The organism is Nostoc sp. UHCC 0251 (assembly GCF_034932245.1).
Taxonomy (GTDB): domain Bacteria; phylum Cyanobacteriota; class Cyanobacteriia; order Cyanobacteriales; family Nostocaceae; genus Nostoc.
This window is the reverse complement of record NZ_JAYGHD010000002.1, coordinates 11912-35578: the sequence shown is the minus strand read 5'-3', so window position 1 is coordinate 35578 and position 23667 is coordinate 11912. Positions and strand designations below refer to the sequence as shown.

14 protein-coding genes and 1 pseudogene are annotated in these 23667 nt (G+C 43.6%); 6 read left to right on the top strand and 9 right to left on the bottom strand.

Annotation, left to right across the window (positions count from 1 at the left end; all coding sequences use genetic code 11):
• Nucleotides 1-154 precede the first annotated feature (154 nt).
• The 6 genes and pseudogenes from VB740_RS00505 to VB740_RS00480 all read left to right on the top strand — a co-directional run bounded on the left by VB740_RS00505 (nucleotide 155) and on the right by VB740_RS00480 (nucleotide 8225).
• Nucleotides 155-2851, top strand: a complete 2697-nt coding sequence (locus VB740_RS00505; RefSeq protein ID WP_323198152.1) for an ATP-binding protein — start codon at nucleotides 155-157, stop codon at nucleotides 2849-2851.
• A gap of 11 nt (nucleotides 2852-2862) precedes the next feature.
• A pseudogene (locus tag VB740_RS00500) lies at nucleotides 2863-2954 on the top strand (30S ribosomal protein S21); the annotation flags it as partial.
• Nucleotides 2955-3343: 389 nt separating this feature from the next.
• A complete protein-coding gene (locus tag VB740_RS00495) occupies nucleotides 3344-4540 on the top strand; it encodes a DUF4331 domain-containing protein (protein ID WP_323198151.1) in 1197 nt (398 codons plus the stop codon).
• Nucleotides 4541-4545: 5 nt separating this feature from the next.
• Nucleotides 4546-5958, top strand: coding sequence for a tetratricopeptide repeat protein (locus VB740_RS00490; RefSeq protein ID WP_323198150.1), 1413 nt, complete (start codon nucleotides 4546-4548; stop codon nucleotides 5956-5958).
• Nucleotides 5955-7433, top strand: coding sequence for a nickel/cobalt transporter (locus tag VB740_RS00485; protein WP_323198149.1), 1479 nt, complete (start codon nucleotides 5955-5957; stop codon nucleotides 7431-7433). The genes VB740_RS00490 and VB740_RS00485 overlap by 4 nt, the downstream gene beginning before the upstream one ends.
• Nucleotides 7434-7490: 57 nt before the next feature.
• A complete protein-coding gene (locus VB740_RS00480; protein ID WP_323198148.1) occupies nucleotides 7491-8225 on the top strand; it encodes a hypothetical protein in 735 nt (244 codons plus the stop codon).
• Between the two features lie 436 nt (nucleotides 8226-8661).
• Here the strand turns inward: VB740_RS00480 and VB740_RS00475 are convergent, their stop codons facing one another.
• From VB740_RS00475 to VB740_RS00435, 9 genes are all read right to left on the bottom strand, one after another.
• On the bottom strand, nucleotides 8662-10863 hold the full coding sequence (locus VB740_RS00475; RefSeq protein ID WP_323198147.1) for an ATP-binding protein: 2202 nt from the start codon (nucleotides 10861-10863) through the stop codon (nucleotides 8662-8664).
• A gap of 703 nt (nucleotides 10864-11566) precedes the next feature.
• Nucleotides 11567-12442: a hypothetical protein gene (locus VB740_RS00470; RefSeq protein WP_323198146.1), complete on the bottom strand. Its 876-nt coding sequence runs from the start codon at nucleotides 12440-12442 to the stop codon at nucleotides 11567-11569.
• A gap of 173 nt (nucleotides 12443-12615) precedes the next feature.
• A complete protein-coding gene (locus VB740_RS00465; RefSeq protein ID WP_323198145.1) occupies nucleotides 12616-14250 on the bottom strand; it encodes a TrbI/VirB10 family protein in 1635 nt (544 codons plus the stop codon).
• Between the two features lie 17 nt (nucleotides 14251-14267).
• A complete protein-coding gene (locus VB740_RS00460) occupies nucleotides 14268-14999 on the bottom strand; it encodes a hypothetical protein (RefSeq protein WP_323198144.1) in 732 nt (243 codons plus the stop codon).
• 450 nt (nucleotides 15000-15449) lie between these two features.
• Entirely contained in the window at nucleotides 15450-16583 is a 1134-nt protein-coding gene (locus VB740_RS00455) for a hypothetical protein (protein WP_228043038.1), read from the bottom strand.
• A 2-nt stretch (nucleotides 16584-16585) separates the two neighbouring features.
• Nucleotides 16586-17404: a hypothetical protein gene (locus VB740_RS00450; protein WP_323198143.1), complete on the bottom strand. Its 819-nt coding sequence runs from the start codon at nucleotides 17402-17404 to the stop codon at nucleotides 16586-16588.
• A gap of 33 nt (nucleotides 17405-17437) precedes the next feature.
• Nucleotides 17438-20785 carry a hypothetical protein gene (locus VB740_RS00445; protein ID WP_323198142.1) on the bottom strand — a complete coding sequence of 1116 codons (3348 nt, stop codon included), beginning with the start codon at nucleotides 20783-20785 and terminating at the stop codon, nucleotides 17438-17440.
• A 62-nt stretch (nucleotides 20786-20847) separates the two neighbouring features.
• Nucleotides 20848-21483, bottom strand: coding sequence for a hypothetical protein (locus VB740_RS00440; RefSeq protein ID WP_323198141.1), 636 nt, complete (start codon nucleotides 21481-21483; stop codon nucleotides 20848-20850).
• A gap of 22 nt (nucleotides 21484-21505) precedes the next feature.
• Entirely contained in the window at nucleotides 21506-23524 is a 2019-nt protein-coding gene (locus VB740_RS00435; protein ID WP_323198140.1) for a hypothetical protein, read from the bottom strand.
• Nucleotides 23525-23667: the final 143 nt, after the last annotated feature.

Here is a 23667-nt window from a genome sequence, read left to right as displayed (position 1 = left end):
TGTTACCATACATTAGACCTCACTACGCATTAGTACGTATTTAAATATACTAAATATTTATTACACTGAAAATAGTTTTTAGCATAGGCGTGACCCGCCATAGACATCGCTCGTTTTTTATCCGGCCTCACTTTGGAGCGTTGCTCCCATCTCTATGTTATTCATCAAACAAAAATACCTGCCTTACAGGATTGCATTTTTCAGTGTGGGAGTAACCTTGCTAGTCAAGTTGGGACTAGAGCATCTAACTGGAATCACAAGTTCTTTCAGCTTGTGGCTGATTGCGATCGCTATAAGTACTTGGTACGGTAGCATCATTTCAGGATTGACATCAGTATTTTTGGCTGCTTTAGCTAGTCATTACTTTTTTACAAATCCATTTTCTACTCTCGATAGTCTGGAATTTGTATTATTTGTTATCGAGGGTCTATTAATCAGTGGGCTAACTGCTAACTTCCAGTCAAGTAAACAGCAGTCAGATACTGACAAAACAGAAGCCCAAATCAATCTAAAAGATTTATTACAGAGTCAGCGTTCACTTCGCCAAGGTGAAGAACTATACCGAACATTAACCCAAAATCTACCCAATGGAGTAGTTTTTCTCTTTGATCGAGATATGCGCTTTATGGGTGCTGAGGGTACAGAACTGCAAATCTTTGGTTTACCAAAAGAGGAGTTCCAAGGTAAAACGCTGCACGAAACTGTTCTCCCTGAGACTTACGATCTAATAGAACCAGCTTACCGTAGTACCTTACAGGGTACTCCAATGTGTATTGAAATTCCTTATAACAATCAAGTTTATCTAGTACAAACTTTTCCAGTTAAAGATGAAAATAGCAAAATTCTGACTGGCTTGGCAATCTTCCAAAACGTCACGAACCGCAAACAAGCAGAAGCAAAAATTATCAAGTTAAACCAAGCTTTAAATCGACGAGTTAAAGAACTACAAACTTTGTTAGAGGTGATTCCAACTGGCATTGGCATTGCAGAAGATCCAGAATGCCGAACTATTAGAGTTAATCCGGCTCTTGCTAAACTGCTTGGCATACCTGTTGACGCAAATGCCTCTCTCAGCGCTCCTAATGATGAACGTCCAACTAACTTTAAAGTTTACCAGGATGGCAGAGAACTAGCTCCAGAAGAACTAGCTATGCAATATGCTACCACTCATGGTGTGGAAATACTGGATTCTGAGATTGAGGTGGTTCGTAATGATGGTGTGAGAATTAATCTCTCGCAGTATGCTGCCCCTTTATTTGATGAAGATGGAAAAGTGCGGGGGTGTGTAAGTGTATTTCTAGATATTACCCAGCGCAACCAAGCAGAAAGAAAATTGCAAGCTGCTAGAGATCAGTTGCAGACTGTATTGGAGGCTGTACCTGGAATTGTATCTTGGGTCAGTTCCGATTTGTGCTATTTAGGTGTCAACAAGCACTTAGCTGATAGTTTTAATTTGCCTCCCGAAGCTTTTGTTGGTCAGGATATTGGTTTTTTAGCTAATGGTAATGGGTTTCGTGAGTTCGTGCAAAATTTCTTTGCTGGAGATGAATCTGAAGCATTATATGAGTTGAAATCCATAAGCGCAGATCGTAGTTATTTAATTGTGGCTCAAAAATATGACCAGAACAAAGCCGCATTTTTAATCGGCATTGATATCACTGAACAAAAGCGTGTAGAGGGGGAACTGAGACAAAAGACTGAGGAACTGGCAGAAATAAATCGAGTAAAGGATGAATTCGTCGCTGTCTTGTCTCATGAGTTACGTACTCCCATGCATAATCTCCACGGCTGGGCGCAACTATTGCTAACTGAATCTGAGATGGATGAAGCACTGAAAATTGAGGGACTGGAAACGATTGAGCGGAATGCCCGTCTACAAGTTCGCTTAATTGATGATTTGTTGGATCTGGCTAGGATGCAGAAGGGCGAGATGAATTTGGAAATCGAATCTGTTGACCTAGCAAGTATAATTCGGTCAGCAGCAGATACTATTCGATTGTCAGCTGAAACAAAGGGCATTCAAATTCAGTTACATCTTGATGCTGTGTCCAACGTTTTAGGTGATGCCATTCGTTTACAACAGGTGGTTTGGAATTTGCTTTCAAATGCAATCAAGTTTAGTTCCAAGAATGAAAGTGTAGAGGTGAGGTTGGAACAAGTTGAGTCTCAAGCTCAGATTACTGTTATCGATCGAGGGAGGGGCATAGAAGCAGAATTTATACCATTCGTCTTTGAACGGTTTAGTCAGCGTGATGCTTCCACTACTCGTTCTGCTGGTGGATTAGGGTTAGGACTTGCGATCGCTCTCACAATTGTACAACTCCACAATGGCAATATCACAGCAGCCAGTGCGGGATTCGGCAAGGGTTCGACATTCACGGTGAGGCTACCTATCGTGACAATGACAACGCAGTTAAGCAATGATGAACTATTCCTTGGAGAATTGCTGCATGGCAATCAGAAAATTGCCCAATTGCAGAACTTGTGCATTCTGGTTGTGGATGACGATGCAGATGCTCGGATGTTAATGCAGACTGTTCTTCAGAGCGCCGGGGCAGATGTATTAGTGGCAGCATCAGTAAAAGAAGCGTTGGCACTTTTAGAACAGCAATCGCCTGCTCTACTGATTAGTGATATCAGTATGCCAGATGAGGATGGCTTTACCTTGATTCGTCAGGTTCGCTCCCGCAATATAGAGCAAGGGGGACAGATTCCAGCGATCGCTCTCACTGCTTTTGCTGAAGCCAAAAATGAGCAACGTATTTTAAAAGCAGGGTTTCAACTTTTTATTGCCAAGCCAATTGATCCAATGGAACTCGTGAACAAGGTGGTTGAAACGTTAAAAACCTAATTACTCCACCTTCTTTGGCTGGGATTTTTCCAGATATGAGAAAGCATCGTCACTTTGAAACGCTGAAAAACGCAAGCGTAAAGAAATTGCCAAGCACAGGTAGGGTAAAAGACATTTCCGCACTTGATGAGTGACATACATATTAATCAATGCCCTCAGAGCTTTTATGAGGGCTTTATTGATGGAAATCAGCACAAGTAATCAAAAAGTCAGAATGGAATTTTTATTCCTTAGCTGAAAATCAATATAGACAAGGGTGAGCAAGAAATGAGCAAGTTTTGGTCTGGAAAGTGAGTAGTAAGAGCAAATAAGCTGTGAAGCGCTTCGGTAATATCCGCAGTCTTTTTTGGAATCCAAATCAACTTGCTATTTCCACACCAACAGTAGAGGCTAAACACCTCAAGAAGGGCAACTATGAGAATAAATGCTCGGAGTATTACCTCTTTTATACCAACTAAAGGCAGGTTACTCATACATAAAGCAGTCAAAAATATGGTATTTTTTCCGATCAAGCGATCGCTATATTGGACTAAATCTACTAATTTTTTTCGTCCCGTAGTCGCATTTGTGGCTATTTTGCTGGTAGTCCTAATCTATGCAACCCCTACAGCTTTGGCTTCAGACCACCAGGATACAACTTTCCTTGCCACTAAGCTGACTGCTGCGGATCTCACAGATTTGTTTGTGTTTGAGAGTCCCACAGACCCCAAAAATGTTGTCTTAGTGATGGATTTCGACCCTCTGATCGTTTCTGGTGAAAAAAGACCATTCGATCCAAACGTTCTTTATCAGTTCAAGATTGATAACACTGGCGACAGTATTGAAGATGTCGTACTCCAATTCAATGTAAATGGTAAAGGCTCACAGCAAACTGTGACAGTCCGCGGCCCATGTCGTCCAACCACAGTAGGAACAGAGTCAGCTTTGCTTCCAGTAAGTTGGACAGGGCAACTTAACCAAACATTCACCGCATATAACGGCATGAAGTTCTTTGTTGGCACACGCAAAGACCCGTTCTTTTTTGATTTGGAACAGTTCTTTAAAATCATCCCGGATCGGAACTATAGCCTTCAGCCTAATCCCAGTCCTCCTTTCACAGTTCTTACCTTTAGACCACCGGGACAAGCAAAAGACACATTAGCTCCATTCAATGTCCACTCAATTATTGTCGAGCTACCCAGGAAACTGCTTGGTAAAGGCAAGATTGGTGCTTGGATGACAACTAGTGTTAAAACTCCTAGACTCAGAAATGGGCATTTTGCTCAGATTGAGCGGTTAGCAGTTCCAGCCCTGAATGAACTTTTTATGGACTTTAAAGCTCATAATAATAGTAATCTTCAGACACCAACAAAAGACGCTAGCAATCAATCCCAATTCATTCAAGCCTTTGTGAAAGCTATCGGCAGACCCAAAGGCATAGCCGATGCAGTTATCTCAGTAGCGATTCCTGATGTTATCCAAGCTGACCTTTCTAAACCTAGCGGTAGTTATTTTGGGACTCAGTTAGGCAAAAATTTTGGTGGTAGAAGACCAAAAGATGACGTAATTGATGTAACAGCATCTGTTGTCTTTGGTGATGCAGTTACAGGCATTTCTACTGGTATTATTCCGGGGCTAACTAGCGATAATGTTGGGCCTAATAATGCCAACTTTCTTCCTACCTTCCCTTATTTAGGCAATCCTTTGTAAGGTTTATGCATCTACGAATACTATGGGTGTTAGTGCTGACTAGCCTACTGGTTTTACTAAGACCCTGTGATACACAAGCGCTAAGTTTAGGCTACACCAATGGTAAGTTAGGCACATATTCCTCTGCTGTGCAACTGCTGACTGTTAATTCTAGGCAGATATTACCAGGAAAGCAGTCAGATTTAGTCTTCCCTGATTATTTAGAGCGATCGCATATTATCAGCGTCTATGAGGAGAAAGTTGCCCAATCTCCCGATTCCTCAATATTTTTACGTCTGTTAGCCGATCAATATTTGAGGCGCTTTCGAGAAATTGGAGATATAGACGATGTGTTACGAGCAGAACAAGCAGCACGTAGATCCCTGGCACTACAGCCGCTCCATAATGATATTTCTTCCATGCTCCTAGCATCAGCTTTACTATCTCAGCATCAGTTTCGATCAGCTTTAGAAGCATTAAATAATTCATCTGTTGATAATCCCAGTATTATCTCGCTCTTGGCATCGATTCAAATGGAGTTGGGCGACTATAAAGCAACTCATCAACTCTTGCAAAACCTTGCTGAAGAAGAATCGAACTCTGGTCATAACGCAGTTGTCGCCCGTTACTTAGAGTTAACTGGCAATCTCGCCTCGGCACGGCAGTTGTTAGATGAGGCTATGCAGGAAATGGATTCTTTCTACACGACGAGTGCAGAAACCCGTGCTTGGTTTCATGTGCGGACTGGGGATCTGGCTTTTGCAGTCGGGGATTTTGCCCTGTCTGAGCAGCGATATCGGGAAGCTTTTGACCTCTTCCCACGGCATATAGCTGCGTTTACAGGGCTGGCCCGCCTCTATGCGGCACAGCATCGATGGCAGGATGTTCTAAATATCGCAAACCAGGGTATAGAACTGATGCCGTTGGTAGAAACGCTCTCGTATAAGGCTGATGCTCAAGTAGCTCTTCTCGACCAAAAAGGCGCAGATGAAACTGAAGATTTAATCGGGGTAGTCGCTTATCTGAGCAAGGTTAAAGGAATCTATGATCGCGCTTTAGCAGTCTACTACACCGAACACGGAATTCATTTAACAGAAGCTCTACAGATTGCCCGTAGTGAAGTAGCAGTGCGAGACGATGTATATGCAGAGGATACGTTGGCTTGGGCAGCTGCGGCTAATGGGCAATGGGAAGAAGCGCAAAGGGCAGCACAACAGGCAACTCGTTTTGGAACAGAGGATGCTTTGCTGCAATTTCATGCTGGCATGATTGCGTTTCACTTAGGTAAGCGTGAGGAAGCAATAAAGCGATTAACTCAAGCTGTTAGCCTCAATCCTCAATTTCATCACAAGTATGCCGATCAAGCTCGTCAAGTCTTGGCTAACTTAATACCCTCTGTCTCTTTTCCCACCCCTAACGCTATAGGGAGTTCTTTATGAAAAAGCTACTACATTACTTGGCTTGGAATACTGCAATCATCGCAATATGTTTATTTTGGATGCCGAAGGCGGATGCCCATCCTTTAGGCAATTTTACCATCAATCACTACGCAGGAGTGCAGGTAGCAACCGATGGGGTGGGGATTGATTATGTTCTAGACATGGCAGAGATTCCGGCTTTTCAGGAAATTAATCACTTAGATACTAATCGCGATCGCAAAGCTGATACTGTAGAGACGGTTCAATACCCTGAGCAAAAATGTCAGGAAGTCAACTCAAACCTGGAATTGTTGATTAATAAACAGCCTTTAGCTCTGTCTTTGATAAAATCAACAGTCGAATTTCCTCCAGGTGTAGGAGGATTATCTACACTGCGGCTGAGTTGTAACTTTCAAGGGACAAGGGAGTTAGTAGGCGCGAATCAATTAATATTTGAAGATAAGTTTTATCCACAGCGTTTGGGCTGGCGTGAAATTACTGTCGCTGCAAATGGCGTTCCTATTCAAGGTGATTTTACTTCTTCGAGTATCACCAACCGTTTGAGAGATTACCCTACGGACTTACTCAGCAGTCCTCTGAATCAGCGTCGGATTTCTTTTAAACTCAATCCGTCTACGATATCGAGTGAACAAGCGCCTCCAGCGTCTGTTAAATTATCCAGCCGCTTAGATAATGCTTTGACAGGAAGAAGCAACGATCTTTTCACTAGCCTAATTACCCAGGAAAATCATAACTTCCTGACTGTCCTAATAGCTCTAGTGATCGCCTTTTTATGGGGTGGTTTACATGCCCTGTCCCCTGGTCATGGGAAAACGATAGTCGGTGCTTATTTGGTGGGTTCCCGTAGTAATGCCCAACATGCCCTATTTCTGGGGCTGATTATGACGATTACCCATACTGCTGGCATATTTGCTCTGGGGCTGGTCACTCTTGGCACATCCCAGTTTATCTTGACAGAGCAATTGTACCCTTGGTTAAGCGTACTCTCTGGTGTACTGGTAACTGTAATTGGTCTGAATTTGTTTATCAGTCGATTGCAAGGGACTCAGGTTTCTCATTCACACGATCATGTACATAGTCATCAACACAGCCACGACTTGCATCATCACCATCACCTACATCATGAGCATTCACATCTACCACCTCACGGTGCTTCCTTGAAGTGGTCTAGCCTACTAGCGCTGGGAATTTCAGGCGGCTTGTTACCTTGTCCTTCAGCCTTAGTAGTCTTGCTGAGTGCGATCGCAATGGGACGAATTGGCTTTGGACTAGCGCTGGTGTCTGCCTTTAGCTTAGGTCTAGCAGCCGTACTAACTGGAATCGGCTTAATGCTAGTCTACGCCAAAAATCGGTTTGAGCATTTGCCACTCCAGATCCCCAGGATCAAGATGTTACCCGTAGCAAGTGCCTTATGTATTACCCTAATTGGCTTAAGTATTACTTCCCAGGCTTTGCTCGCTCATCCTTGGAACTAGATGAAAGTGCAATCATACAAAGCACTCAGTTTTGTAAAAATAACCTAAAACAACTATATGTCACAAGCAATTAAAGAATCCATCGTCTCAGAAAACAATCTATCTCATCGCTCTACCAAGTTTTCACAAACAGCCAAGCTTAAGAGTTTGAGTAAGTGTTCATTTAATTTTTGGCAAAAATCGCTCTTACGTTCAATCCCTATTGCCTCTGCTGCGATACCTGCGGCGGGCGTAGCCATCGCTCTATCTATAAGTGTTATCCTGCCATCTCAGGCATCCACCATTTCATACTCAGGTGATACAACAAATGCACTAACTTTTAACCGTCCGCAAACGGAAGGGTTTGAAGGTGGTACTAACCCACCTACATCACTTTCTAGTAATGGTACTGCCGTCCCTTATTACAGCCAGCCTTTCTTTGTTGATACTACAGGCTCATATAATGTTGTAGGTTCTCAAGCTTTCCTGAGCATCCAGTTCTTGTACCAAAACAGCTTCAACCCAACTACCCCATTAGTTAATTTACTCAGTGGGAATGATCCTTTTCCAGATGAGGGCACATCTGGTTTTAGTGGCTTGAGCTTAACTGCCAATAATCAATACTTTTTAGTCACTACTGGATTTGACAATAGCAATAACAGTTTTGGTACTTTTACCAATACCATCACAGGCCCTGGCAATATTACACTTGTCCCCGAACCTTCTTCAATCGCCAGCACAGTAGTCTTTGGGATTATTGGTAGCACCTTAATACTAAAGCGCAAACTAAAAAAGCTAAAATCTGTCAACTAACCTCCGAATGAATCATCCAGATTCATTACTTATACCAATTCTCTGTAAACTTGCACTTAATAACTAATTTCTTTCTTTGCATACTTGGCTGTTTGTTGAATAAATATTAAGTGCGTATTAATGGATAATTGGTATTAATTTAACGGGCAATCGCCTGTTAATAGCTGAATCTAAAATCCCAAAAGTAGCAATAACTAAGAATAGTCGTAGTCTATTTAAATTCATTGCTAGTTGTATGTGATGAGTTTGTCAGAAAATCTTATTTTGAGGAAAATATGAAACGATTTATCTTCATTTCTTTAATAACTGCTTTGTGCATAATAGGCTACTTTGAAATTAGCTTGTCACAGGCTGAAAAACTTTTTTGGCTGAATTTGAGTCTTTGAAATCCTCCCTCACGAAATCATTTCGCACTCCGCACTCGAAATTTTCGCTGTTAGCTAATTTCTCTTTGCCATAAAATATCTGTAACTCTCGTCATCCCAGCTTTGAGATGGCGGCGATAGGTACTGAAAGGCAAATCTAGTAACTCAGCTGCTTGTTCTTGCGTGGGGGCGGGATTTAAATAAGTTCGATAAACAGCGCGGTAGAGTTTTTCATCACGCGGGGATGATTGTAAGGATTCAACTGCTTGTTTCACCAGATTTTGTAAAACTTTAATGCGTTGGCTTTGCCCAGAGTCTGGCTGCTCGGAGAGTTGCGTTTCCTTTGGACTCTGGCTCGTACTTGCTTTTGTGGCAACTTGTTCTGACACTAAGCGCGAGAACACTTCCTGTACGCTTCGCGATCGCACTAAGGGATTATTCTGTAATACATCGGGACAACTAAAGTTACGTAACGCATTCTGCACCGCCTCCACAAATTCTGGCTGACTAAGAACTAACAGAGGTTCACCGACTGGAGTATTATCTACAGATTCTCCGGCAGTTGTAACCTCTTTTTGGGCCAAAATTTCCTTCCATGCGGCAGGTGAGACAATTCGCCAGTCATGCCCATAAACACCATAGTGTCTTCCCTCAACTTTAAAATCGGTTTCAGAAAGTCGTGTTAAGTCGAAGTAGTTTAACATTGCTGTCCAACTATCTGCTTGGGCACAAGGTAGGAAGGTGTATGCTAACCCCGGTGTCTTCTGAAAATACTGCACAAAATTAATGAAAATTAAACTTTGGGTGGGGGAAACAGCTTGATAGGTGTCCCGCGCCATCCAGAAGCGGAAAATAGTTGCGCCTTCGCTCTTGCGTAATGGTGCACGGGTTTGGAGATATTGCCAAGATGCCAGAGCGCCCGGATCTGCACTCAAATCTTCAACAGTTGCTGTCTGCAATGCCACCATCATTGCAAATCCCGCAGGTTCGGAGTGCAAGTCACGAAATACTACTACATTCTGCGGTTGGCGCTTCAACCAGTGAGCTGCTATTTTTGCTGATTCTTCGCCTTCGTATTCTGCCACCATCCCCAGGAGTGCAGTTTTGTCAGTTTCCCGTAGTGAGTCCGTCAATAAACTACTTTGCTCACCCCAGGTGAAACAGGATCGAATCGCCGAGTTATCCCGATGCAAGAAAATATAATCAAGTAGCACTCGATGCTTTTCTTGCCCTTGGGTTTGTCCTAGTCGTTTAGTATAATATTGACGCGCTCGGTGGTGTAATTCCGTGTAGAATTCCGAATTACGCCAACGCAAATCAGCAATTAAAACTTCGCGTGCTAAATCGTGGGGAAATAAACCCAATTGCCCTGATTCGATAAACGACAGTCCGCGCAACCACTCAAATAAATCGTGAACATCAAGTGTTTCCCCTAAAGAGTGAGCCTCACCAGTCAAAGTATTTTGAGGCACAGCCAATATTTGATTTAGTGCGGCTTCGGTAGTCAGCCGGATCGTCGCACAAGCTTCTAAAGCTATCCGGTGTAAGGGCGTTGGTACTTCTTTTATGAATCTTGACAACAGTGTTTTAACAACATTGGGAGCAGATTCTGCTTGAAAAGAGATTTCTTTTCCCTGAGCAAACACCTCAGCAACCAAAGATAATGCTAGAGGATGTCCGTGGGTAAATTCTAGAATCGCCTGGTGTTGTGTGGTGGGAATATCTCGTGTGGTGAGATAAGTTTGACTTTCTTCTGGGGTAAGGTTGCGTAGGGCCAAGGTGTGCATCAAAGCTTGCCAACCTGGATCGCTACACCAAGCAGATGAGGGGGGATTGCGGCCAGCAATCACAATTAAGGTATTAACAGATAAATGGGGTAAGAATACTTCTCGCAACCATTCATCTAGCTGGGTAATAGCTTCATAGGTATCAATTAAAATTACATTACGTTCTTGTCTTTGGGCTAGCACATGTAAAGGATAATCTGATTCATTCAATCCCATCAACGAACGCAACGTGCTAAGAAAAGATTCTGGCGCAGCTTCTATATTACGTGCTTCTACGTAAATAGTTGAGATTTTTGATCGTTCACAAAACCGCAAAAACTGCTGCATGAGCGTTGTCTTGCCCACACCACCGGGGCCAAAGACGTGCAAAATGTGAAAAGGTAATTCTGTTGATGCGATCGCATCAAGAAATAGCTCCACTTCCCGCTCACGTCCTACAAATCTGCGATTTCGTTCTGCACTTAGTCGCTGTAATAGAGATGTCATTGCCATCCCTTCCTTAAATTATACGTAGGATTACTGTCTTAAAGTATGAAGGATATTTTTGATTTCTAAAATCTACTTTGACAAAATTTATAAATTTTATATACAAACTTAAAGGCGCAAGAAGTAAGTCTGCGTTGAAAAATCAACCTATGTGACGAAATGCAAAATCAGTCAACAGCTTATAAATCAGTAATTCTAGAGTTTTTACAAAACTAAACATACATGGGTTTTATCATGCCGACCTACTTACTAGCGAGCCAGTATTAGATAACCTTGTTAATAGCATTGGTTTAGCTCCCCCAATTGCGACTGGTACAACCCAGCAAAAGTGTTGCAAGGTCGCACCTAAAAGAAACGCTTGTGCAACAATACTTTACACTCTATGCATTTATTACCTTTTTCTTTCTCCTAGACCTGACTTTTCCCGTTAAGTCTCAAAAAGCTTGTTCATAAAGGATTCTGGACAAAGCACAGTATATACGGTACAGTAATTGAAATTCGGTGCTAAAAGTGACAAGCTGTTTGTTGGACTGGTGGGAGAAAAATTTGTGATTGTCCTGCGATCGCAAACGCATTAGAAATGTCTGGTTTTGCCATTTGTCATTCTGTTCAGTATGACAGAAGTTCAGTTTTTAGCCGTGAGCAGTATATCAACTATTTTAGAGTTGTTGACTTCCTTTGTATTCTCCCCAGTGCATCACCTCTAGCGTTGCTGTCCTAGTCTGAGTAGGCGGTCATTTAAGGCGATTCTTCCTAATTCAGAAATAACCTCAACTGGAACACCAACAGATGTAGCTGCTTCTGGGATTGTTACTCTGCTATTTCGCAACAGAGATAAAACTTGCTGCACTTTAGGAACAACTGGATCGCTTTTGTTGGTGTAACCCCGATTAATAGCAATTCTCAGCCCGGTTTCAATATCATCTACTCTCGCTCTGCGATTTTTATCTATTAATAGTGTCTGTTGTCCAGCGATTGCGCTACTTTCAGAAGCCGCTCCGCGTCTACGTGCAGTGCCGAAGCCTATCGGAGACGCTGCGCGTAGCTTGAGCTTGCTTCCCCGTAGGGGGACGGCAACGTCTTCTGGTGCGTCCGCTATGCGTAGCTTGCTTCCCTGTAAGGGTACGACCAACGCATTTGCAATCTGAATACCAACATACTCAGTGTTTCTACGCTTTGGAACGATATCGAAGTTGTAGAGTCGCTTTTGTCCCGTTTTGTCTATAGTTTGGACAAGTAAGTTAGTAATGGCAGTAGTGGTAGCCCCTGGAAACTTTAGCGGTTGGATTGCCCTCAGAAAGATGGTTGTGGCGCGTCCGCTTTTTAAATCTGTATCTGTGGTGTAGACGAGTCGTGAAGGGTCTGCTACCAAAATGTAAGCGATCGCCTCGTCGGTTTGAGTGAAGCTAATAGGTGTAGCACGTCCTGGAGTAATTTGAACCTGAATTCTGTTGTTTGCAGCCATATCCCGTTCAATCAAGCGATATGCAGGAGTTTGTGCTTGTGCCTGTACAACAGGTATCGTCACCCCAAATAGTATTGTGGTGCTAGCAATAACAAGAGTGGCAAATTGTTTCATACCAATGAAAGAATTTTGGACTAGAAGTTTTGACTTATAAACTGTTCTAGTAATCTCAAAAATTAAGTTGTAGAACGTTCAGTTTGTATCTATTCAAGAGCCAGAATGCTGTAGATAACTCGACTTCAATCTGTTTGAATTTTAAATTGCTGGCTACTCGTACCAAATTGGTATCATCGTTCAACTTTCAAAAAACTATTGACGACAACCGAGACTTCTGTACCTTCAGGTAAAAACTGGATATTTGGACGTTGTAATAATTCTTGTACTGCTTGGTCAGAGCGTCTAGACAGACGTTCACTGACTGGACTAAAAAAGCCTTCTAGCGCCGCCGCCCAAATCTGAGGATTAGAGTTACTAGTAATAGTACTTTGGTTAAAAGTGCCACTAGAAACAACAGTGCTAGATTGAGTGCGGGGCTGATTCACTATGCTTCCCACCTTACCCAAACTACTGAGTAATCCAACTAATAAATCTTGTTGGGCAATATCTGTCCCCACATCATTCAGCTTTTTAGCAATTAACGGTTGCTGTCCTCGACCGCGAATTAAAAAAGTCTCAGCCGCAATGGTTTCCTGTTTAACTGTGCCTTGGGAGTCAGGGTAAATCAGCGCGATCGCACTAGCAGATACCAAGTTATTCTTTTTACCTACTGCCACTGTTTTCGTTACTAAAACAGTACCAGCCGGGAGTGCCACCGTACCGTCTGTGGCTGTGAGAGGTTTGGTTAACTCAATAGCAAAGCGATCGCTCTTATTATTCCCTCCCTGATCCCAAATCATCGGCATGATAATTCTACCTGGGGCAGATGTACCCAGTGCTACCTCTTTAGTTTCATTGACATTGAGATTGGCTAGAGCTACAGGGGTGCGATTGAGGATACCTACCATTCCTGGAGTCAAATTATCAGTTTTACTGTCAGTGCTTTTGGAGCCAATTAAAACTGTTTGAATACCAGGGTCTTCGGGAGTGGAAATGGATGCCCTAGCTGTTGGTCTCGAGCCTGTTGGAATTTGAGTGTTCACAGCAACTTCTGACTGAGTTTCAGCTGCTTTAGAGTTACCGATTTGCGACTGTCCCAGACTAGCTAGTTGGCTCCACTGCTGGAAAGGATCGACATTACTTTCAGGCTGTCGTATTGGTGATGAAGCTTGATAACTTACAGGATTTGGAGAAATATACCGCACTACTGGGGGCGCAGCTTGAGAAATTCTTACAGGAGTTATTGGTGTTATGCGTGATGCAGGAGTTGTGCGCGGTGAAAAAGTCTCTTGAGGTTGAGATGGCCTTGGTTTGGGTTTATTTTGTAGGGTTGGACTTGGGGATTTAGCCGCAACAGGTTCCACTTTAAGTTGTTGCTGTTGGTCTTGAAACGCTAATCTGCTTTTCAGTTCGGCAGATTCATCTAAAACTGGTTCGCCTTTTGGAGATGTAGTAGGAGTTTGAACTACTTGTTTAACAGGAGGTTTCGGTTGGAGAAATCCAAACCAGATCAGTGCTACAGAGCCAATAAGCATTCCTACTAAGCCAACTACTGAACCTAGTCGAACACTAGGTTTTTCTGCTAACGGTCGCTCTACCGCTCCTTCTGCATCTTGTTTCAAGCGATATTCTTCGGAAATGAGGTGATTTGCAGTAGGATTATAACCTGCCAACAACTGCTCCTCTTCAGGGCTGATATCATCATCAGCAACCAAAGTGGCTTGGTTAGAGCGATGATTGCCGTTAGTACTGTTGAATTCCGGCGAAGAATCACCAGAGTTTTGATTTAGGTAGTCAAATTCATGGTTTTGATTTGAATTGCTCATAATTCTACCTTTTTCCTTTAGCGTCGTTGCTGAGAATTGAACTCAACCATCTTGGTAATTTGCAGTCCAGACGATCGCACTTCATAAATTTTCTGTTCTACCAGAGGGGCATCTTTACCTAAAGGAGATCGGGGAATCTCCACTGCTTGGACGGTAAAGGTGCGGTTAAAAGGAATACGCTCATCTCTACCAGTAGTTCGGTCAACTAAGATACGGGTAGCAATCATGTCTATTTCCCATTCCCCAGGTCGTACTGCTCTTGGTTCTGACAGATAGGAAATAATAGTGGTACTACGCAGCTGACCTGAAAAGAAGTTAGTGGGAACTAATTCGGCAATCTTCGGTAGAGAAGCTTTGGCAAATTCCGGTTCTAGTAGCAGGGAAGCAAACCAAGTATTTGTGGGAATCCGCCCATTTCTACCAACTTGAATGCCTTGGTCTGGTTGATTAGTGCCAGTGAGTTTGTCATCCCAGTTAAATGTTAGAGTTGTCCAGTCACTAACTACCTTTTGAATTACAGCTGGATAGCGCCAGTTGCGGTCTTGCTCGGAAATGTAGATTGTCTCGCCATTTACCAACTGGGCAAAGGTCGTCTTGCGATCGGCGATTTTATTGACCCTGAAAGCGGTGAATAGAGTCAACAAAAATATCAGACCGTTAAATGCAGTTAGGCAGATAAAGCAAACAGCTAGGAGGTTTTTGGCTTCTGGAAGCAATGGAGCTTGAAGTCGTTTAATTTGCAGAGTCATACCAAATTGGCATAAATAGTATTGTTTGAAAATCCACCGAACAGCCTTGTGTTAAAGGTTTTTAATTCGTCTTGGAAAGTTATGATGCCTGTCTTGAAAATAGGGACTGGGGACTAGGGACTGGGGATGAGGGTAGGTTAATTTTCATGCCCTCGTTGTGTGATTCATTACATGACCGTCTAGCTTGAAAATAGGGAATAGGGGAATAAGGATTTTCATCCCTTGATTGTGGGATTTTCCCGTGATTGGCTGTCTTCAAAAGTGACGCTCCTCGGTCGCTCTAAGCGTACCCCTGCTCTTAAGCAAGCTACGCGTAGCGTCTCTAAGAGTTGATATTGCCGCAGGCTTTGGCTTTACGCTGCGCTAACAAAGAGGCGGAAGTCGGCGCACCCTGCGGGTTATTGCTACAGACTTTCCGCAAAATCCAAAATCTAAAATCCAAAATTGGTATTACCCCCTGCGGAGTAGAGCAATACTGGTAGCAGTTCCAATGGCACTGCTAAAAATATCGATTAAGCCTTTGACATTGGCAGAAATGCCGTTATAAATAGCCATTCCCCCACCTCCAGCTATCAATACCGCCAAAACTGGTGCAAAGATGCTCAGGAAACATAAAAATGCTACATCCGATGCTAATTCAGCACCCGACTTCACCAGCACGACGGCTGCTAAACCCACTAAAATGTTGTAACCAAGTTGAACACCAAACAAGGAAATAAACCCTGTCAGCCACGCCCAAATAGGACGACCTTGTAATGGCAGCAGAGATAAACCAACTGCGATCGGTGCAAATAATGCCGTCAGCAGCAGAGCAGCTTCCAAGATGTTTACAAAGCCCCATTGCAGGGCATAGAGGATAAAGCGAATAATTGGAATGGCAGTATCTCGAAACACACTACCTGGATCATTGGCAAACTGAACAGCAGTACCGATTTGACCAGGCAAAGTTCTATTCCAGAGAAAACTAGCAAAATCTCGTAGTGGTTGGAGTGGAGATTTAGCTTGCTCTTCAGCTTTGGTAACAATTGCCTGTGCCTGGGCTTGCTTTGAGTTCCAGCATTCAACTAACTCTGTACCGACTTTTCCTTGACATTCGCTATAGAGGTTTTCTAACTGTTGTCTAGCGATACTGCTAATTGCCACATTGGTAATAGCATCTCGAAATGTTAGTTCACCAACTTGAAGCTGAAGAACGCTTTGCACTTGGTTGTAAGCGAAGCCTCGGATAACAGTAATTGTCTTCGCCAGCATATTGCCGTTGGCCCCCAAGAAAATCATAATCACGAAGGGCCAAACAAAGATTGATGCCAGTTCTGACCATGATTGCTTTTCAATGATTTCCTTACCAGTGGTTAGCGCCACAAATAATATGCTGGCGGCTCCCAAGGTGATGCCCAATTTAATCAAGCCAATCCATAATGCCGAACCGAGCGGATCTAAAGTAACTAGCCAGACGGTATTCCACGACTCAACTGTGGCGCGAGAAAGTTCTAAAGAACTGGAGATAATTTCTAGGGCATCGGATTCTCCGCCTGTTACTGGAAATGATTGAGCAATAATGTGCATCATGAGTGTCGAAATCAAAGCTACTGCTTGTCAGAACCAAGGGTAATGCCACCAGGCATGATCAATAAGCCCGCCTGTTGAGTGGCAGCATTGCCTGCGGCAACACTTTTACGGCGATCGGCAGTATTGATGGCTGAAAGCTCCTTGGCTGTTTGAGCGGTTAAGGTGTTACTTAATGCCCTGTCAATGCGTGCTTGCTGGGCTTCAATAAGCATCCGCTCGTTGACGCGACTGCTAAGGGCAGTCTGTTGGGATAGGTTTTGCAAAATCTGTTGGGTGACATCTAAACTTTGGGATTCTTCACCCAAGCTGACGCTTTCTTGAGTATCTTGTTGAGTAGCTTGCTTAATTTGAGCCATCTGACTTTGGGCTGTTTGGCTCAAAGTAGCCTGATTAGCGATCTCTGTAGCAACTGTTCTAGTAGCATATTTACCAAGGTCTTCACGGATACCATAAGAGCTTTGACCATTGGTTTTGTTCTCCAAAGTTTCAGACAGCACCGCACCAGGATCGTTGTTGGCAGAACCGTTCATGATTCCTGCCAAAACTTTGTTTAAATCTGGAATTTGAATTGCACCCAAGGCAGAATTGAGCAGATTGCCAAGAGGATTAAATAGGTCATTTTGAGCGAAATTTTTGACATCTCCCACAAAATCATTGATTTGAGATGCTGTGTCTGAGGTGAAAATACTACTACCAGTAGTTTTGTTACTAACAGCAGCAGCTACTGGATCTCGACCGTTGTCTTGAGTGCGAGCAAGGGCTGGACTGGTGATAGAACCAAGTGACAAAATTAGAATCGGTGCTATCAATCTGATAAAGGTAAGTTTAGATTTCATGATTCACCTTCCTTAATGCAGTTTTTAGATATATCAACTTGCAATCAGGCTACTTTGAGCCTGTTGGCCATCGTTACTCTCTGGGCGATCGCTTTCTCCTTGCAGAGATGCTCCGCTTTGGTGGGGCCTGTCCCCAGGACTTACGGCTGGGCGTAACCAATCGCGCAATACTGGGGTTTGATCTATCTCTTTACCAATATGCTTAAACCCTCTGTTTTCCTTCAAAGCAGGAATGTAAGCATCAGTAAACGCTCTCAGTCCTAACAGATTGCCTTTGGGGGTATCTGGATACTGAGCCATCACCCGTTCTCGTGCTTCCCGTTCATCCTGGTTATTGGCAACACTGGCCAGCATCATTTCCCCTGGGTAAAAGCGGGTACGCCAGAATCTACCACCTGTTTCTACTAGCCAGCAGGAATAAAGGTCGCTGGTACGGGGCAAGAATGCTTCAGTCGCATTTTGACTGATAATATTGACGGGATAGCCCAGATACTGTTGGAAAGAAGCAATACCGCTACTGGTAATACGTCCGGTAATCCGATAGGTCATGTTCTGCATAATTTGAGCGCCTGTTGAACACTCGCAAATGGTATCCGGGTCTTGGGACAACAGCAGAACAGCAATGCCTTCTTTCCTTCCCGTGGCACAGGTTTCGCCTATAATCTGGGCAAAGCCATCTTTACGTAACAATACGGAAAGCTCATCGCCAATAAACAAACTTTTAGGATGGGATAAGGCATTACGGATACAAGCACTATGGGCGTTAATTGCCATCAAGTAAGCATCCTGTTCGTTACTCAATCCACTGAGGGCAAAGAATTTAATCGCCGGTAACGGGGAAAAAGTGCTGGGACGAGCGATCGCTTTCCCCAACCTAGATGCCAGTAAAGCGCTAACCTGATTTTGGATTTGGTTAAGTGCCTGTCGGTCAATTTCTTCAAAGGATCTGAGATTAAGGCGCTCTCTGGTACAGAACTTGACGAAATCTGGTAGCGTGGGTATCTGCTGCCATTCTGGTGAAAGCCAACCCATCTCAAAGGCTCGGTTGTAACGAGTAATAATTTCTGGGTCTTTTAGAAATACGTCCAAAGCTTTGACCAGTAAAGCATCAACCCGTTGAGCTAAATGGGGGTTTTCGACTTTACCCATTGCGATCGCTGTTAATGCTTTGCGAATAAAGTCTTTCCAAGATTCCATGCGCCGTTCCCGTTCTAACTTGTCGAACCGTCGCAAATCTGGCGGTTCCAGTAGGTTACTGCTGCCACTGGAAATATCGTAATATGCTCCTTGCTCGCCCAAAAGTTCAATTGCCGTCTTGAAAGTGCTGTTACCACTAGCAGAGATATCCATACCAACAACGGGAATATTGTTCGCTAATGCCTCTAAAGCAAACCGCCATCCCAAAACGCTCTTTCCTGAGCCGGAAGTACCTGTAATTAGAGCGCGTCCAATCTGCTGGTGAAATAAGTCAACATAAATAGGCTTGCCACCACGACTGGTAAGGAATTCCACACCTTGTTTATCGATGTCCTTGGGGACAGTTAGGGGCATAATCCCGGCTACAGTATGAGTATCTAAAGTTATTCTGCGTTCGCTGAGATTGCCTCCGTGCAGCAACCATTTGCAGGTAATTGGTAGGGTTTGCAGCCAAATTTCCCAAGCAATATTACGCTCTCGAATTACTTTGGCAGTCTCAAAACTGTTAGCCAATAAGTTGCAAGCGTGGGTTAACTCTTGGGCACTGTGGCGGTAAACTAGAAATACAGGCGCACAGTGCAACGCTTTCGTCCCTTCATAGAGTCGTCGTTGGGCTTCAAAGGATTCCTCCTGTTTGATTTCCGCTCCAACGTCCCGTCCTTGTCCTTTGGTTATGGCTAAAGTGCGGGCTGTTTTGGATTGTTTTGCCTGACGCGCCAGGTTGTCTTGGATTAAGAAGTCATTGCTACGGCTGATTTCAATCCAAGCTTCTGTATCGTGGACGTAGCTGGAAGCAAGGATTTTCCAGACCCACTTTAGCTGCTCTTGGGCATTAGACCAACCGACGGGGGGATCTGTTACAACCATGACTCCACAAACCTTGCTTTTACCTGTGAGGTAAACTCGGTCATTATCTCCCCGATGTTCGGGACAAGCGGAACGTCCCTGCTGTCCTTCAATCAGTAATGTACAGATGTGTTTATCGGTGGTTGAGGTTTCTGTTAACTCCAGTCCCGTCTCAGTCTCCTTCAGTGTAATGACTTGGGGAATAGGAGGTGCTGCACCCTCATTAAATCGATTCCAAAGCCACTGCCACAAATCTGTAGCATTGCAAGGTGTTACTTCTAAGCCAATTTTGGTATTGAGCAGCAATTCCCACTGGATAAATCCCTGCTGAAACCCTTGCAGTAATAGCTTTTTGAAAAACTCCTCTTGGTAAATGCGTTTGTTCCCTGTAATCAATTCAACTGCCCAAGAGCCAAATTTTCTGAATTTTTCAATTAGTCCACCTACAAAATCCTTTTGCTGTGAACCAGCTTCATCATCGCTCGTCCAAGTACAGAAGGCAATTTGATTCCAGATTTGGCGAGAACCTGCTTCCTTGAGTTGTTCCACCCGCAATTGCTCGTTGCGAAGCAGCACAGAAACTGGTTTCAAGTGGCAATCGTCTGCTAAGGCACTAAGCGGGGTTTGGCGTTTGTGGGGTACTCCCTTGGTAGAGCCTGTCTGTAGGAAATATGACTCAGTATCATCACTATAACAGCCTGTACAAAAAGTAATTTTTTCACCGGGGGGTAGTTCTTTCAAACCCTCTTCGATAGAGTGGGCAAATTCGCTGACCTCATTTTCATGGAGGATGTCATGCAGTCCAGCGATGCGAAACCCAAACACGAGTTGATACTGAGAGTTGCCTTTATCCAATAACAGGGCAGCCACTTCACGATCATCCTTCTTAATTTCTGCAATACAGCAGATGTTTACCTCATTTTGGAAGGGCATGAGCTTACTTTTGCCTCCATATTGATTCGGTACAATCAGTGGCTTGAATCGGATTTGCACTTGCGAGTCTGCATAGCGCCGACGCACCCACCAGGGTCGATATTCGGGGATCGGTGAGATGTAAATGCTGTTACTATTGCACCACTCTGTTCCCGGTGGATTACGCCATCGATCTAAAAACTGATGGGGCTGTTTGCCTGTGAGAATCCACCAACTGATAATTAGCCAGAACGAGGTGGCAAAGAACCAACCCATACCCATACTGAGTAAACCATTGGTGAGAACATAGCAAACTACAATGATGGCAATCCAAGGAAGTAGCTGTTCAGCCGGAATTGGCCCAATGCTGGCTTGTTTGCCCAGAATCCGATTGACTTTGATGAATTCTCGATTGTCTTGTGCCATATTTATGTAATTCTCTGGTGCTGCATTAGTAGTCAGTCAACCAAGAAGTGACAAGTGAGGGTTTACCTGATGGCTGATGTTGTTCCTGCGCCATTACCGACAAATATGAAAGTGATGACATCAATGGCAATTACGATGGAGAACGCTAAACCAACTTGAGTAACAATCGGTCGCCAGTCGTTACCTTGCTGGGCTTGGTTATAGGCAAATAGAGAAGCAGCAGCAACCAGCAGCAAGAATGCACCTCGGATGAGGTTGAATGTCAAACCAACAACGTTGGCATCCAAAGTGCCAGTTGAACCGCCTCCTGCTTGGGAACTTTGTTGAGCTAGATTGTTGAAGAAGCTTTCCAACCCGCTTAAGAAAATAGCTTGGGCTGGAGTTGTAAAGGTATCGAGTAAAGCGGTAACAGTGATAATGGCGGCAACAATATGCCAAAAGCGAATTTTTCTACCTAAATACTTTTCTAAAATTGGTACTGTCCGAATTACATACCCAATACTCAAGAAAACAATGGTGGCACATCCCAAAATAGTGACGAATATGGGTTTGGTTGCTAATAAATAAATTCCAATCGCAAGACATAGTAAAATGAAAAGTAAGTCTATGCGGTTGATTTTCAGATTTCTCAAGTTGGTTGAAAATTTACGAGATGGCAGCAGTTTTAACTGAGAAATGTGAGATTTTGTATTGTTCATTTTTCTCTTCTCGTTTGTAGAATTAAACTTGCATTTCTGGTTTGCTGGCTTTTCTTTGAGTTTGTTTCTGGCGTTGCCTTGCAGTATCTTTATCAGTCTGGGCTTGGGTAGAGGGAGTTGATTGCTGATTGTCCAGTAGCGTTTCTATCTCACGCAGGGGGATGCTACACTGCAAAATCTCCGGGGGCTGCCCTGGTACTAAAACGGCATCAAGCACTTGTTCATCGTTACGATTAGGGTTAAATCCTTGAAGTAGCCGTGTACCATTGGGCAGTTTCACTACTTCAAATTCGTACTTGACTTTGCCCTTTTCAGTCCAGGTGAATGTCGGTTCATCGTTGCTGTTAAATCGGTTAGGTAGTTGTTCTTGAAATTTTTGAATTAATGCTTGGGTACTGGCTTTGAGGGCGTATTCTTCTTTCGACTGTGGCAGTTTGCAAATGCCAGTCTTTTCATCAGGGCTGAGATTGTCTTGTGCGATCGCCCACTGTCCCTGAGTGCGAGTACCAGCAAAGAGTGTTTCACCTTGGGTATTTTCTAAGGCGATTGCTACCTGCTTGTCCTGTGCTTCTACCCATAAAGTTTTGTTACTGGAAATGGCGATACCTGCTTGGGGTGATTGGTCAAATAACTCACCAGCAACTTTGGCAAACCCCACTAAAGCATCGGCACAGGCAGCTTGCTGTTGCTGTGCTTGGCGTTTCGTCAGATGTTCTAAAATGTCAACATCTGCTGGTGGCTGGTTAGCAGAGTTAGGTTGGACAATATCTGCATCAGTTTCTGACTCGACAACAGTAGAATTATTCTGTGGTGCTGCCATCTGTTTTTCCAATCGGCTAACTACCATTTCTAAACGGTCAAGTCGCTTGGAAAGAACTTTCAGGTAGGCTTCAATTTGGTCAAGCTGTTCGCTGACACTGGCATCCTTATTTAATTCAAATGGTTGAGATTGGTATTTGGGGTCTAGTTTGTCACCAAGATTATCTACCTTCGAGCCGATTTTGGTAGCAGCTATAGCCAGTGGATTGTCTGCGGTTGATTCTTCAGATACAGTTTGAAAATCTTGAGACTTTTGAGACTCTGGTGAGTCTGGCTTTGCTTCTTGTAAGCGACTGGCTATATTATCTACGCGGTCATTCTGCTGTTGCAGTTCTTTGAGAATTCGTTCCAGCCGCTTTTCATCAGCCTCGGCTGCTAGCTGTTCCAAAACACCTTGTCCTACGGCAATTCCCAGAGATGCCAGTTGTCCTGTTAAGCCTGCCAAATTCACCCCATTCACTTCTCGTCCATTGGTGGCAGCTGTGGCACTTAAACGCGAAGCTTCATCTAGAGGCTCTCTGGATTTGGAGTTTTTGGCAGCAGTTTTATTGGTCTTAGCTCTGTCCTGAGTTTTAGGTTGTGTTTTAGGCTGAGAATTACTTTGGGTTTTAGTTGAAGTTTTGGTTTTAGTTTGGGCTGCGCTAACACGACTAACAGATGGTTCGTCTTCTTCACCTAAGTCATCTAGGTCGTCTAGTTTAGTGTTGAAATCGTCATTTAATAGGTCGTCTAGTTCGTTGTTTGTATCATCTATTTCTTCATTTTCTTCATCTAAATCGAGCAGGTCATCTTCTAATTCATCATCGAGATCGTCTAGTTCTGTTTCAGCAAAACCGCAAATTTCAGCAATGTTAGAAGGGGTGAAGTAGTTTTCATCTTTGCTGGTAATTCCTTCGAGGTTTTTAATCAGGTACTTACCACTGGTTCTGTGGTTGGGATCGCTGGTGAGGTAGAAGCGATAGCCTCTAATCTCGTCATCATCCCCACCTCCAACGCAGAGTTCTACTGTGATGGGGGCTTTACCTGATTCCTGGCTGTAATTTTCTACATAGGCTTTAAAGTCTTCGTGGGACTGGATAGAATCATCCTGAATTGAGGATGCGATCGCTTTATCCAGCGTGTTTTCAATATGGCGGAGTTTGCGGCGATCTGTCAGGTTTTCCCATGAGCGATTTTGAGAATTTTGTCTTTGCTTAGGTTTGGTCAGTGTTTTGGTAGCCATAGGTACTCAAAGCTGATTGCCTTAAGAGTTAACCTAACAAGACTTTACCTGGAAACAGCTAGACCAAATGGCGATTTATTGATTGTCCAGTTGGCTAATAGACTCTGGGCATAATGGGGAATTCTATTACACCTCTCCTATTG

Bases quoted from the DNA above. Each gene is read 5' to 3' on its own strand.
- VB740_RS00505 (WP_323198152.1), top strand. From the start codon at position 155: ATGTTATTCATCAAACAAAAATACCTGCCTTACAGGATTGCATTTTTC.
- VB740_RS00495 (WP_323198151.1), top strand. From the start codon at position 3,344: ATGGTATTTTTTCCGATCAAGCGATCGCTATATTGGACTAAATCTACT.
- VB740_RS00490 (WP_323198150.1), top strand. From the start codon at position 4,546: ATGCATCTACGAATACTATGGGTGTTAGTGCTGACTAGCCTACTGGTT.
- VB740_RS00485 (WP_323198149.1), top strand. From the start codon at position 5,955: ATGAAAAAGCTACTACATTACTTGGCTTGGAATACTGCAATCATCGCA.
- VB740_RS00480 (WP_323198148.1), top strand. From the start codon at position 7,491: ATGTCACAAGCAATTAAAGAATCCATCGTCTCAGAAAACAATCTATCT.
- VB740_RS00475 (WP_323198147.1), bottom strand. From the start codon at position 10,863: ATGACATCTCTATTACAGCGACTAAGTGCAGAACGAAATCGCAGATTT.
- VB740_RS00470 (WP_323198146.1), bottom strand. From the start codon at position 12,442: ATGAAACAATTTGCCACTCTTGTTATTGCTAGCACCACAATACTATTT.
- VB740_RS00465 (WP_323198145.1), bottom strand. From the start codon at position 14,250: ATGAGCAATTCAAATCAAAACCATGAATTTGACTACCTAAATCAAAAC.
- VB740_RS00460 (WP_323198144.1), bottom strand. From the start codon at position 14,999: ATGACTCTGCAAATTAAACGACTTCAAGCTCCATTGCTTCCAGAAGCC.
- VB740_RS00450 (WP_323198143.1), bottom strand. From the start codon at position 17,404: ATGAAATCTAAACTTACCTTTATCAGATTGATAGCACCGATTCTAATT.
- VB740_RS00445 (WP_323198142.1), bottom strand. From the start codon at position 20,785: ATGGCACAAGACAATCGAGAATTCATCAAAGTCAATCGGATTCTGGGC.
- VB740_RS00440 (WP_323198141.1), bottom strand. From the start codon at position 21,483: ATGAACAATACAAAATCTCACATTTCTCAGTTAAAACTGCTGCCATCT.
- VB740_RS00435 (WP_323198140.1), bottom strand. From the start codon at position 23,524: ATGGCTACCAAAACACTGACCAAACCTAAGCAAAGACAAAATTCTCAA.